Annotated in this window: 11 protein-coding genes; all 11 read left to right on the forward strand. The window is 66.3% G+C overall.

The features are described 5' to 3' along the window. Nucleotides 1-28: 28 nt before the first annotated feature. Entirely contained in the window at nt 29-1,069 is a 1,041-nt protein-coding gene (locus HWX25_RS22730; RefSeq protein ID WP_175910651.1) for a TIM44-like domain-containing protein, read from the forward strand. 163 nt (nt 1,070-1,232) lie between these two features. Then, nucleotides 1,233-1,859: an SCP2 sterol-binding domain-containing protein gene (locus HWX25_RS22735; protein WP_175910653.1), complete on the forward strand. Its 627-nt coding sequence runs from the start codon at nt 1,233-1,235 to the stop codon at nt 1,857-1,859. Between the two features lie 12 nt (nt 1,860-1,871). Further along, nucleotides 1,872-3,449 (forward strand): ubiquinone biosynthesis regulatory protein kinase UbiB, encoded by a 1,578-nt coding sequence (ubiB, locus tag HWX25_RS22740; protein ID WP_175910655.1) that lies wholly within the window; start codon nt 1,872-1,874, stop codon nt 3,447-3,449. A 17-nt stretch (nt 3,450-3,466) separates the two neighbouring features. After that, nucleotides 3,467-4,093: an SAM-dependent methyltransferase gene (locus HWX25_RS22745; protein WP_059528340.1), complete on the forward strand. Its 627-nt coding sequence runs from the start codon at nt 3,467-3,469 to the stop codon at nt 4,091-4,093. Nucleotides 4,094-4,188: 95 nt separating this feature from the next. After that, nucleotides 4,189-4,527, forward strand: coding sequence for an FmdB family zinc ribbon protein (locus HWX25_RS22750; RefSeq protein WP_175910657.1), 339 nt, complete (start codon nt 4,189-4,191; stop codon nt 4,525-4,527). A gap of 61 nt (nt 4,528-4,588) precedes the next feature. Next, the gene (locus HWX25_RS22755; protein ID WP_006477842.1) at nt 4,589-5,239 is read left to right on the forward strand and encodes a DUF502 domain-containing protein; all 651 of its coding nucleotides are present in this window, start codon (nt 4,589-4,591) and stop codon (nt 5,237-5,239) included. Between the two features lie 67 nt (nt 5,240-5,306). Next, a complete protein-coding gene (gene aspS, locus HWX25_RS22760; protein ID WP_059820390.1) occupies nt 5,307-7,109 on the forward strand; it encodes an aspartate--tRNA ligase in 1,803 nt (600 codons plus the stop codon). Between the two features lie 156 nt (nt 7,110-7,265). Continuing rightward, entirely contained in the window at nt 7,266-7,760 is a 495-nt protein-coding gene (gene nudB, locus HWX25_RS22765) for a dihydroneopterin triphosphate diphosphatase (protein ID WP_059528191.1), read from the forward strand. Next, a complete protein-coding gene (gene clsB / locus HWX25_RS22770; protein WP_175910659.1) occupies nt 7,757-9,031 on the forward strand; it encodes a cardiolipin synthase ClsB in 1,275 nt (424 codons plus the stop codon). Before nudB ends, clsB begins: the two co-directional genes overlap by 4 nt. Before the next feature lie 199 nt (nt 9,032-9,230). Next, the gene (locus tag HWX25_RS22775; protein ID WP_006751498.1) at nt 9,231-9,830 is read left to right on the forward strand and encodes a TetR/AcrR family transcriptional regulator; all 600 of its coding nucleotides are present in this window, start codon (nt 9,231-9,233) and stop codon (nt 9,828-9,830) included. Nucleotides 9,831-9,888: 58 nt separating this feature from the next. After that, nucleotides 9,889-11,676: an acyl-CoA dehydrogenase C-terminal domain-containing protein gene (locus HWX25_RS22780; protein WP_175910661.1), complete on the forward strand. Its 1,788-nt coding sequence runs from the start codon at nt 9,889-9,891 to the stop codon at nt 11,674-11,676. The last annotated feature ends 84 nt before the right edge of the window (nt 11,677-11,760 follow it).

An 11,760-nucleotide genomic window follows, 5' to 3' on the forward strand; every position in this document is an offset into this window, starting at 1 on the left:
TACATTCGCCTTACATCTGGAGAAGCTGATGTCCGAATCGCGTTCGTTGTTCAACCGTAGCAAGCCGTCGAAGCCGTGGGCTCGACGGGTCGGCACGCTGCTGATGGTCGGCCTGCTCACGGCCGGCACGTTCGCATCGCTCGACGCTGAAGCCAAGCGCATGGGCGGCGGGCGCAGCATCGGCCGTCAAAGCTCCACCGTCACGCAGCGCCAGGCCACACCGCCCGCGCAGCAGCCGATGCAGCAGGCCGCGCCGGCGCAGGCGCAGCGCGCGAATCCGGCCGCACCGGCTCCGGCCGCGCAGCCGAACCGCTCGCGCTGGCTCGGGCCGATCGCCGGTCTCGCGGCCGGCCTCGGCATCGCGGCGCTGCTGTCGCACTTCGGCCTGGGCGGCGCGTTCGCGAGCATGATGGCGAACGTCATCGTGATCGCCCTGCTCGCGATGGTCGGCATCTGGCTGATCCGCAAGTTCATGAACCGTCGCCGTTCGCACGAACCGGCGTACTCGGTGGGCGGTTCGGCATCGTCGTCGGGCGGCTACTCGCAGAGCCCGTCGTTCCAGCAAGGCGGCACCGGTAACAACTATGCCGGCAGCGGCAGCGGCAGCAGCTATGCGAACGAAGCGCAAGGCGTGTTCGGCGGCGGCGCAGCCGCCGCGGGCGCGGCGGGCGCGATGGCGGCCGCGCCGCTGCAGGTGCCGGCCGGCTTCGACACCGAAGCGTTCCTGCGCAGCGCGAAGGTCTACTTCGTGCGCCTGCAGGCAGCCTGGGACCAGGGCAACCTGGCCGACATTCGCGAGTTCACGACGCCGGAAATGTTCGCCGAGATCAAGATCGACCTCGACTCGCGCGGCAACGAGGCGAACCAGACCGATGTCGTGCAGCTCGACGCGGAACTGGTCGCGATCGAGGATCGCGGCATCGAGCAGTCGGCGAGCGTGCGCTTCCACGGGCTGATCCGCGAATCGGCGAATGCGTCGGCGGCACCGTTCGACGAGGTGTGGAACCTGTCGAAGTCGGGCAGTCAGGGCTGGCTGCTCGCGGGTATCCAGCAGCTCAACACGCACTGAACGTGACCGGCGGCCGGCTTGCCGGCTGCCCGGGCGACGGCCGCCGCACTGCGACCGCTTGCCGCCCGGGTGTGCGGTTGGCCGCGGTCTGCCGACGATCCGACGTTACAATAGAAACCCGCGTGGGCGCCCGGCCCGCGCGGGTTTTTTCTTTCCCAGCCCGATGACCTTTGCCGCCAAGCCTTTTGCTGCTGCTGTCAATCACCTGCTCGCGCGCGAATCGTGGGCGCGCGACCGCCTGATCCCCTACTCGGGCAAGACCGCCCGGCTCGACGTGCCGCCCGTCACGCTCACGCTGCTCGTGCAGCCCGACGGCTATCTGTCCGCCGTGGAAGCGCACGATGCGCAACACGTCGACGTGTCGATCGCGCTCGCGGGCGACACCGTCGCCGCATTCCTGCAGGGCGGCCAGGCGGCCGTGATGAAGCACGTGAAGATCGAGGGCGACGCGGAGTTCGCGACGCAGATCGCGAAGCTGGCCGAGCACCTGCGCTGGGAACCTGAGGAAGATCTCGCGAAGCTGGTCGGCGACGCGGCGGCGCACCGGATCGCGACGGTCGTGCGCGACGCCGGCGCGCGTGCGCGCCGCACCGGCCGCAACGTGCTCGATTCCGTCGCCGAATACTGGCTCGACGAAAACCCGCAAGTCGTCCGGCGCACGGTGCTCGGCGGCTTCGACGCCGAACTGGCGCGTGCGCGCGATGCGCTCGCGCGGGTCGAGAAACGGGTCGAGCGACTCGAACAAAAAATCGGCGCGCGCACGGGCTCCGGCCCGCGCGGCGCGCACTGAGGGCCGCAGGGCATGCGCATTTTCCGTTTCATCAAGATTGTCTACACCGTCATCCGCTTTGGCCTCGACGAAGTGATGCTGTCCCGGATCGACGACCGGCGTGTGAAGCTGCTGTTGCGGGTCACGACGATCGGCCGCCGCTATTCCGATCCGCCCGCCGTGCGGTTGCGTCACGCGCTCGAAAGCCTCGGCCCGATCTTCGTGAAGTTCGGCCAGGTGCTGTCGACCCGCCGCGACCTGCTGTCGGTCGATTTCGCGAACGAACTCGCGAAGCTGCAGGACCAGGTGCCGCCGTTCGATTCGGCGGTCGCGATCGCGATCATCGAGAAGTCGCTCGGCGCGCCGGTCGACGAGCTGTTCGACGAATTCGAGCGCGAGCCGATCGCGAGCGCGTCGATCGCGCAGGTGCATTTCGCGAAGCTGAAGCAGGGCCCGCACGCGGGCAAGGCCGTCGCGGTCAAGGTGCTGCGCCCGAACATGCTGCCGGTGATCGATTCGGACCTCGCGCTGATGCGCGACATCGCGACGTGGACGGAGCGCATGTGGGCCGACGGCCGGCGCCTGAAGCCGCGTGAAGTCGTCGCTGAATTCGACAAGTACCTGCACGACGAGCTGGACCTGATGCGCGAGGCCGCGAACGGCAGCCAGCTGCGCCGCAACTTCGCGGGCCTCGATCTGCTGCTCGTGCCCGAGATGTTCTGGGATTTCTCGACGTCGCAGGTGCTCGTGATGGAGCGCATGACCGGCGTGCCGATCAGCCAGGTCGAGACGCTGCGCTCGGCCGGCGTCGACATCAAGAAGCTCGCGCGCGAAGGCGTCGAGATCTTCTTCACGCAGGTGTTCCGCGACGGTTTCTTTCACGCGGACATGCATCCGGGCAACATCCAGGTGAGCCTCGATCCGAACACGTTCGGCCGCTATATCGCGCTCGATTTCGGGATCGTCGGCGCGTTGTCGGATTTCGACAAGAACTACCTCGCGCAGAACTTCCTCGCGTTCTTCAAGCGCGATTACCACCGCGTCGCGACGCTGCACCTCGAATCGGGCTGGGTGCCGCCCGAGACGCGTGTCGAGGAGCTGGAAAGCGCGATTCGCGCGGTGTGCGAGCCGTATTTCGACCGCGCGCTGAAGGACATCTCGCTTGGTCAGGTGCTGATGCGCCTGTTCTCGACGTCGCGCCGCTTCAACGTCGAGATCCAGCCGCAGCTCGTGCTGCTGCAGAAGACGATGCTGAACGTCGAGGGGCTCGGCCGTTCGCTCGATCCTGAACTCGACCTGTGGAAGACGGCCAAGCCGTATCTCGAGCGCTGGATGACCGAGCAGATCGGCCTGCGCGGTTGGTACGAGCGCTTCAAGGTCGAGGCGCCGCAGTGGAGCAAGACGCTGCCGCAACTGCCGCGCCTGATCCACCATGCGATGGCGGCACGCCACGACGCGCCGCGCGCGGCGAGCGAGGACCTGATGCGTCAGATCCTCGTCGAGCAGAAACGTACCAACCGGCTGCTGCAGGCATTGCTGATCTTCGGGCTTGCCGTCGGCGTCGGGGCGCTCGTCGCGCGCGTGCTGCTCGCGCTCGCGTACGGCGCATGAACGAAGGGAGCCGCGCGATGCCTGAACCGACACGACCGTCCGCACCGAGCGCCGCCGATTTCGCAACGCGTGACCCCGGCAACGCCGCGTTCTGGGACGAGCGTTTCGCGCGCGGCGTGACGCCGTGGGAATTCGGCGGCGTGCCCGACGGGTTTCGCGCGTTTGCGCAGCGCCTCGAGCCGTGTGCGGTGCTGATTCCCGGCTGCGGCAGTGCGCAGGAGGCCGGCTGGCTCGCGCAGGCCGGCTGGCCCGTGCGCGCGATCGATTTCTCGGCGCAGGCGGTGGCGACCGCGAAGGCGCAGCTTGGCGCGCATGCGGACGTCGTCGAGCAGGCCGATTTCTTCGCGTACCGACCGCCGTTCGACGTGCAGTGGGTGTACGAGCGTGCGTTCCTGTGCGCGCTGCCGCCGAGCCTGCGCGCCGGTTATGCGGCGCGGATGGCCGAATTGTTGCCGGCCGGAGCGTTGCTCGCCGGCTATTTCTTCGTGACTACGAAACCGAAGGGGCCGCCGTTCGGCATCGAGCGCGCCGAACTCGATGCGCTGCTCGCGCCGCACTTCGAACTGATCGAGGATCTGCCGGTGACCGATTCGCTGGCCGTGTTCGAAGGGCACGAGCGCTGGCTCACGTGGCGCCGTCGCTGAAGCCGGGGCGTCGCGGCCGTTGCCGGAGCGCGTCGGGGTTTCGGCTATAATTCAAGGTTTTGCAAGCCGTTTCCAGTTTCTGCGGGAAAAATATCATGCCGATCTACGCCTATCGATGCGAAGCGTGCGGTTTCGCGAAGGACGTGCTCCAGAAGATGAGCGACGCGCCGTTGTCGCAGTGCCCCGAATGCGGGAAGGATGCTTTTCGCAAGCAGGTCACCGCCGCCGGCTTCCAGCTGAAGGGCTCCGGCTGGTATGTCACCGATTTCCGCGGTGGCTCGGGCGGCACCAGCGCGCCGGCGACGGCGTCCGGCGACACGGCGGCAGCACCGGCCGCAGCGCCGACGGCAGCCGCGCCCGCTGCCGCGAGCTCCGAAAGTACGACGACGAGCGCCGCGCCGGCCCCGGCTGCGGCGCCCGCCGCCGGCAGTTGACCGTCGCGGCCCGACCGGGCCGCGACCAACCCGCGCTTCCGGCGCGGTTCATTGACGGCAGATGATGAAAAAGACGACCCTGAAAACGGTGTTCCTGACCGGCCTGCTGGTTCTCGTCCCGCTCGCGATCACGCTGTGGGTGCTCGGCCTCATCATCGGCACGATGGACCAGACGCTGCTGCTGCTGCCCGAATCGTGGCAGCCGGAGCGGATGCTCGGCTTCCACCTGCCGGGGATCGGCGCGGTGCTGACGCTCGCGTTCATCTTCGTCGTCGGGCTGGCCACGCAGAACTTCATCGGCCAGAAGCTCGTCACGTGGTGGAACGCGGTCGTACGTCACATCCCGGTCGTCGGGCCGATCTACACGAGCGTCAAGCAGGTGTCGGACACGCTGCTGTCGAGCAGCGGCAACGCGTTCCGCAAGGCGCTGCTGATCGAATACCCGCGGCGCGGCTCGTATACGATCGCGTTTCTGACGGGCACGCCCGGTGGCGACGTGGTCAACCATCTGACGGAAGAGTACGTGAGCGTGTACGTGCCCACGACGCCGAACCCGACGTCGGGCTTCTTCCTGATGTTGCCGAAGAGCGAAGTCATCGAACTCGACATGTCGGTCGATGCCGCGCTCAAGTACATCGTCTCGATGGGCGTCGTGGCGCCTTCGGCGCCGGCTCCGGCGCCCGCCCGCCGTCCCGTCGAGCCGCCGCTGTAAGTAACGAATCATCGCCCGGGCCGCGCGTTGCGGCACCCGTTGATCAAACCGAACGAAAGCAAACATCATGTCGATGCGTACTGAATACTGCGGTCTCGTGACCGAACACCTGCTGGGCCAAACCGTGTCGCTGTGCGGCTGGGTGCAGCGCCGCCGCGATCACGGCGGTGTGATCTTCATCGACCTGCGCGATCGTGAAGGCCTCGTGCAGGTGGTGTGCGACCCGGATCGCGCGGAAATGTTCGCGACCGCCGAAGGCGTGCGCAACGAGTTCTGCGTGCAGATCAAGGGCCTCGTACGCAACCGTCCGGACGGCACGGTCAACGCCGGCCTGAAGAGCGGTAAGATCGAAGTGCTGTGTCACGAACTGAACGTGCTGAACGCGTCGGTCACGCCGCCGTTCCAGCTCGACGACGACAACCTGTCGGAAACGACGCGTCTCACGCACCGCGTGCTCGACCTGCGCCGTCCGCAGATGCAGCACAACCTGCGCCTGCGCTACCGCGTCGCGATCGAAGCACGCAAGTACCTCGACGAGCAGGGCTTCATCGACATCGAAACGCCGATGCTGACGAAGAGCACGCCGGAAGGTGCCCGCGACTACCTCGTGCCGTCGCGCGTGAACGCGGGCCAGTTCTTCGCGCTGCCGCAGTCGCCGCAGCTGTTCAAGCAGTTGCTGATGGTCGCGAACTTCGACCGTTACTACCAGATCACCAAGTGCTTCCGCGACGAGGACCTCCGTGCCGATCGTCAGCCGGAATTCACGCAGATCGACTGCGAGACGTCGTTCCTCGGCGAGCAGGAAATCCGCGACCTGTTCGAAGACATGATCCGTCACATCTTCAAGACGACGATCGACGTCGAACTCGACGCGAAATTCCCGGTGATGCCGTACTCGGAAGCGATGGCGCGTTTCGGTTCGGACAAGCCGGATCTGCGCGTGCAGCTCGAATTCACCGAGCTGACCGACGCGATGAAGGATGTCGACTTCAAGGTGTTCAGCACGCCGGCCAACGCGAAGGACGGCCGTGTCGCGGCGCTGCGCGTGCCGAAGGGTGGCGAGCTGTCGCGCGGCGACATCGACGGTTACACGGAATTCGTGCGCATCTACGGCGCGAAGGGCCTCGCATGGATCAAGGTCAACGAGAAGGCGAAGGGCCGCGACGGCCTGCAAAGCCCGATCGTCAAGAACCTGCACGACGCGTCGATCGCGGCGATCCTCGAGCGCACCGGCGCTGAAGACGGCGACATCATCTTCTTCGCGGCCGACCGCGCGAAGGTCGTCAACGACAGCCTCGGCGCACTGCGCCTGAAGATCGGTCATTCGGAATTCGGCAAGGCGAACGGCCTCGTCCAGGCCGGCTGGAAGCCGCTGTGGGTCGTCGACTTCCCGATGTTCGAATACGACGACGAAGATGCGCGCTACGTCGCCGCGCACCACCCGTTCACCAGCCCGAAGGACGAGCACCTCGAGTACCTCGAGACCGATCCGGGCCGTTGCCTCGCGAAGGCGTACGACATGGTGCTGAACGGCTGGGAAATCGGTGGCGGCTCGGTGCGTATCCACCGTGAGGAAGTGCAGAGCAAGGTGTTCCGCGCGCTGAAGATCGGCGCGGAAGAAGCGCAACTGAAGTTCGGCTTCCTGCTGGACGCGCTGCAGTATGGCGCGCCGCCGCATGGCGGTATCGCATTCGGCCTCGACCGCATCGTCACGATGATGGCCGGCGCCGACTCGATCCGCGACGTGATCGCGTTCCCGAAGACGCAGCGTGCGCAGGATCTGCTCACGCAGGCGCCGAGCCCGGTCGACGAGCGTCAACTGCGCGAGCTGCACATCCGTCTGCGTCAGCCGGAACAGCCGAAGGCGTAACGCGTGCCACAGGTCGTGTGCGCGGCAACGCGTGCACGACATCCAGCGAAAAAGGCGCCGTGGTGCGCCTTTTTCGTTTTTTGCGGTACAGTCGCAGCACTTGCCGCACGTTCCGGCACAGGCCCGGCGCCCGGCCCTGTGCCGCATGAAACAAAGATGACGAAGCCGCCGAAAATCCCCGAATCCGTTCTCGTCGTGATCTATACGCCCGAACTCGACGTGCTGGTGATCAAGCGTGCCGACCAGCCCGATTTCTGGCAATCGGTGACCGGATCGAAGGACGCGCTCGACGAGCCGCTCGCGCTCACGGCCGCGCGCGAAGTCGCCGAGGAAACCGGCATCTCGGTCGGGTCGCACGACGTGCCGGCCACCGCGCTGATCGACTGGCACCACCGGATCGAATACAGCATCTATCCGCAATACCTGCATCGCTATGCGCCGGGCGTCACGCGCAACGTCGAGCACTGGTTCGGCCTGTGCGTGCCGCGCCGCGTCGACGTGACGTTGTCGCCGCGCGAGCATGTCGACCACGCGTGGTTGCCGTACCGCGAAGCGGCCGCGCGCTGCTTCTCGCCGTCGAACGCCGAGGCGATCCTGCAATTGCCCGTGCGCGTGTCGCTCGCGCGGGCGCCGCACGGCTCGTCCGCATGAATGCGGAAACCCGCAAGCGCTTCGCGCAATTGCGGCAGATGTTCCTGCAGGAGCGCGGCTCCGCGTCGCGGCTCGCGTTCACGGCCGGCAACACGGTGCGGCTCTGCGAGACCGGCAGCGAATTCTTCCACGCGCTGATCGAACGGATCGATGCGGCGCGCGAGCAGGTGATGCTCGAAACCTACATCTTCTGCGACGACGCGGCCGGCCGCCCGGTGTCGGATGCGCTGATTCGCGCAGCGCAGCGCGGCGTGCGCGTGCGCGTGATCACCGACGGCGTCGGCACCGCGCGCCTGCCGCTGTTCGATACGTGGGCCGAGGCCGGTGTCGAGCACTGCATCTACAACCGCTACCTGTTCGGCCGCTTCGGCTTCTCGCGCACGCACCGCAAGCTCGCGGTGATCGATCATGCGGTCGCGTTCTGCGGCGGCATCAACATCGTCGACGACTACGCGCAGGGCAGCGCGACGCTGCCGTTCCCGCGCTGGGATTTCGCGGTCGAAATGGCCGGGCCGGCGGTGTCGGACGTGCGCGCCGCGTTCGAACTGCAGTGGCACCGCATCCAGTTCGGCCACAAGCCGTACGCGCAGTACGCGGCCGGGCTGCACGGCGGCGAGGCGTTCCCGGACATGTTCCGGCGCTGGATGCGCAGCCACCGGTGGATCAAGGCCGGTGCGCTGCGGGTCGTGACGGAGCCGAGCGTCGCGTTCGTCGCGCGCGACAACGTCGTGAACCGTCGCGCGATCGAGAAGGCGTATCTCGCCGCGATCGGCCAGGCGCGCCAGCGGATCCTGCTCGCGAATCCGTATTTCATGCCGGGCCGCAAGCTGCGCCGCGCGCTGACGGGCGCCGCGCGCCGCGGCGTCGACGTGCGGATCCTGATCGGCCGCAACGAGTTCACGGCGCTCGATACGGCCGTGCCGTTCCTGTATCACGCGCTGCTGCGCGCGGGCGTGCGCGTGGCGGAATACGACAAGACGATCCTGCACGGCAAGGTCGCGGTGATCGACGACAACTGGGCGACTGTCGGCTCGTCGAACCTCGACGCGCTGAGCCTGATGCTGAACAATGAGGCGAATGTCGTGCTGGTGCGCTACGATGCGGTCACCAACGAACTGCGCGACGCGATCGCGGCCGCCTTCACCGAAGGCCGTGAAATCGACGCTGCCCGGTATGCCGCGCGGCCGCGCATCGAGCGCATGCTGAACTGGCTCGCATACAACACGTACCGCATCGTGATGAAGGCGCTGACGGTCGGTGGTTACGACTGACACGGACTAAGCATCCGCTTCAAAAATCTGTCCGCACGTTCGTGCGGAAAAGCCGCTCCGGTCCCGCCGGAATCGCGCAAAATAGCGGCTCGGTTAGACACCGGTTTCTAATAATTTCCTTGTTTCGCGAGCGGCCGCACTCAATAATAGTACGGCCGTTCGATTTTATTCGAACCCCCGAACGGTTACAGAAATAGCTATGCGAAAAGGCGAACAGACGCGTGCCGCGATACTCGAAGCTGCTTTGGACCTCGCCAGCCGTGACGGGCTGGAAGGGCTGACGATCGGCCTGCTGGCCGAGCGCATGCAGATGAGCAAGAGTGGTGTGTTCGCGCACTTCGGATCGCGCGAAGACCTGCAGGTCGAGGTCGTCCGCGAGTATCACCATCGTTTCGAAAACGAGGTGTTCTTTCCGAGCCTGCGCGAGCCGCGAGGCTTGCCGCGCCTTCGGGCGATGCTGGCCCGCTGGACGGAGAAGCGCATCCAGGAGGTGACGACCGGATGCATCTACATCAGCGGCGCCGTCGAGTACGACGACCGGCCTGACAGCCCCGTGCGCGAGCAGTTGATCGCGAGCGTGACGGCCTGGCGTGCCGCGATGCTGCGTGCCATTTCGCAGGCGAAGGAAGAAGGCCATCTGCGTGCGGATACGGATCCGGACCTGATGCTCTTCGAGTTGTACAGCTTCACGCTCGGCTTGCATCACGACGCACGATTCCTGCATTCGCCGGATGCCGTGCGCCTCACGTGGGCCGCGCTGGAAAAGACGATCGTTTCGTATCAGAGCGAGAGCCGTTAGCGGCGCGTGATCCGCCCGCCGGGAGCTCGAGCCGTTTTGCCCACCTTTGGAGAGAGTCATGGGACAGTACGCCGCGCCGCTGCGCGACATGCAATTCGTGTTGCACGAGCTTCTGAACGTCGAAGCCGAGGTCAAGCAAATGCCGCGGCACGCGGACCTCGACGCCGACACGATCAACCAGGTCCTCGAGGAGGCGGGCAAGTTCTGCTCCGAGGTACTGTTCCCGCTGAACCAGGTCGGCGACCGTGAAGGCTGCACGTATGAAGGCGACGGCGTCGTGAAGACCCCGACCGGCTTCAAGGAAGCGTATCGGCAGTACGTCGAGGCAGGCTGGCCGGCGCTCGGCTGCGATCCGGACTACGGCGGCCAGGGCCTGCCCGCATTCGTGAACAACGCGCTCTACGAAATGCTTAATTCGGCGAACCAGGCATGGACGATGTATCCGGGCCTGTCGCACGGCGCCTACGAATGCCTGCACGCGCACGGCGCGCCGGAACTCCAGAAGCAGTATCTGCCGAAGCTCGTGTCGGGCGAATGGACGGGCACGATGTGCCTGACCGAGCCGCACTGCGGCACCGACCTCGGCATCCTGCGCACCAAGGCCGAACCGAACGGCGACGGCTCGTACTCGATCAGCGGCACGAAGATCTTCATCTCGAGCGGCGAGCACGACATGTCGAAGAACATCGTCCACCTCGTGCTCGCGCGCCTGCCGGACGCGCCGCAAGGCACGAAGGGGATCTCGCTGTTCATCGTGCCGAAGTTCGTTCCGGACGCCGCGGGCGAGCCGGGCGAGCGCAACGGCATCAAGTGCGGCTCGATCGAACACAAGATGGGCATCCACGGCAATTCGACGTGCGTGATGAACCTCGACAACGCGAAGGGCTGGATGGTCGGCGAGCCGAACAAGGGCCTCAACGCAATGTTCGTGATGATGAACGCCGCGCGCCTGGGCGTCGGCATGCAGGGCCTGGGCCTCACGGAAGTCGCGTACCAGAACTCGCTGACGTACGCGAAGGAGCGCCTGCAGATGCGCTCGCTGACGGGCCCGAAGGCCCCGGACAAGCCGGCCGACCCGATCATCGTGCACCCGGACGTGCGCCGCATGCTGCTCACGCAGAAGGCCTACGCGGAAGGCGCGCGCGCATTCACGTACTGGTCCGCGCTGCAGATCGACAAGGAGCTGTCGCACGGTGACGAAGCGGTGCGCAAGGAAGCGGCCGACCTCGTCGCGCTGCTCACGCCGATCATCAAAGCGTTCCTGACCGACAACGCGTTCGAGTCGACCAACCACGCAATGCAGATCTACGGCGGCCACGGCTTCATCTCCGAGTGGGGCATGGAGCAGTACGTGCGCGACGCGCGGATCAACATGATCTACGAAGGCACGAACTCGATCCAGTCGCTCGACCTGCTGGGCCGCAAGGTGCTCGGCGACATGGGCGCGAAGCTGAAGAAGTTCGGCAAGCTCGTCTCCGAATTCGCGGAAGCCGAAGGCGTGAAGCCGGAGATGGCCGAGTTCATCAACCCGCTCGCCGACATCGGCGACAAGGTGCAGAAGCTGACGATGGAAATCGGCATGAAGGCGATGCAGAACCCGGACGAAGTCGGCGCCGCCGCCGTGCCGTACCTGCGCACGGTCGGCCACCTGGTGTTCTCGTACTTCTGGGCGCGCATGGCGCGTCTCGCCCTCGACAAGGAAGCGTCGGGCGACCCGTTCTACAAGTCGAAGCTCGCGACCGCACGCTTCTATTTCGCGCGCCTGCTGCCCGAGACGGCGGCGACGATCCGCGCCGCGCGCGCCGGCTCGAAGACGCTGATGGAAGTCGACGAATCGCTGTTCTGACGCGAGTCCGGGCGGTGCGCGCCGCGCGCCGCCCGAACGCAACGGTTCCTGGTACTCACTTCGCCGTGCAGCCCTCACAACCCG

The organism is Burkholderia sp. BCC1640 (assembly GCF_902833125.1).
Classification (GTDB): Bacteria; Pseudomonadota; Gammaproteobacteria; order Burkholderiales; family Burkholderiaceae; genus Burkholderia; species Burkholderia diffusa.

Coding starts and splice junctions, on each gene's coding strand:
- nudB (WP_059528191.1), top strand. CDS start 7,266: ATGACGAAGCCGCCGAAAATCCCCGAATCCGTTCTCGTCGTGATCTAT.
- HWX25_RS22745 (WP_059528340.1), top strand. CDS start 3,467: ATGCCTGAACCGACACGACCGTCCGCACCGAGCGCCGCCGATTTCGCA.
- HWX25_RS22755 (WP_006477842.1), top strand. CDS start 4,589: ATGATGAAAAAGACGACCCTGAAAACGGTGTTCCTGACCGGCCTGCTG.
- HWX25_RS22750 (WP_175910657.1), top strand. CDS start 4,189: ATGCCGATCTACGCCTATCGATGCGAAGCGTGCGGTTTCGCGAAGGAC.
- HWX25_RS22775 (WP_006751498.1), top strand. CDS start 9,231: ATGCGAAAAGGCGAACAGACGCGTGCCGCGATACTCGAAGCTGCTTTG.
- ubiB (WP_175910655.1), top strand. CDS start 1,872: ATGCGCATTTTCCGTTTCATCAAGATTGTCTACACCGTCATCCGCTTT.
- HWX25_RS22730 (WP_175910651.1), top strand. CDS start 29: ATGTCCGAATCGCGTTCGTTGTTCAACCGTAGCAAGCCGTCGAAGCCG.
- HWX25_RS22735 (WP_175910653.1), top strand. CDS start 1,233: ATGACCTTTGCCGCCAAGCCTTTTGCTGCTGCTGTCAATCACCTGCTC.
- HWX25_RS22780 (WP_175910661.1), top strand. CDS start 9,889: ATGGGACAGTACGCCGCGCCGCTGCGCGACATGCAATTCGTGTTGCAC.
- aspS (WP_059820390.1), top strand. CDS start 5,307: ATGTCGATGCGTACTGAATACTGCGGTCTCGTGACCGAACACCTGCTG.
- clsB (WP_175910659.1), top strand. CDS start 7,757: ATGAATGCGGAAACCCGCAAGCGCTTCGCGCAATTGCGGCAGATGTTC.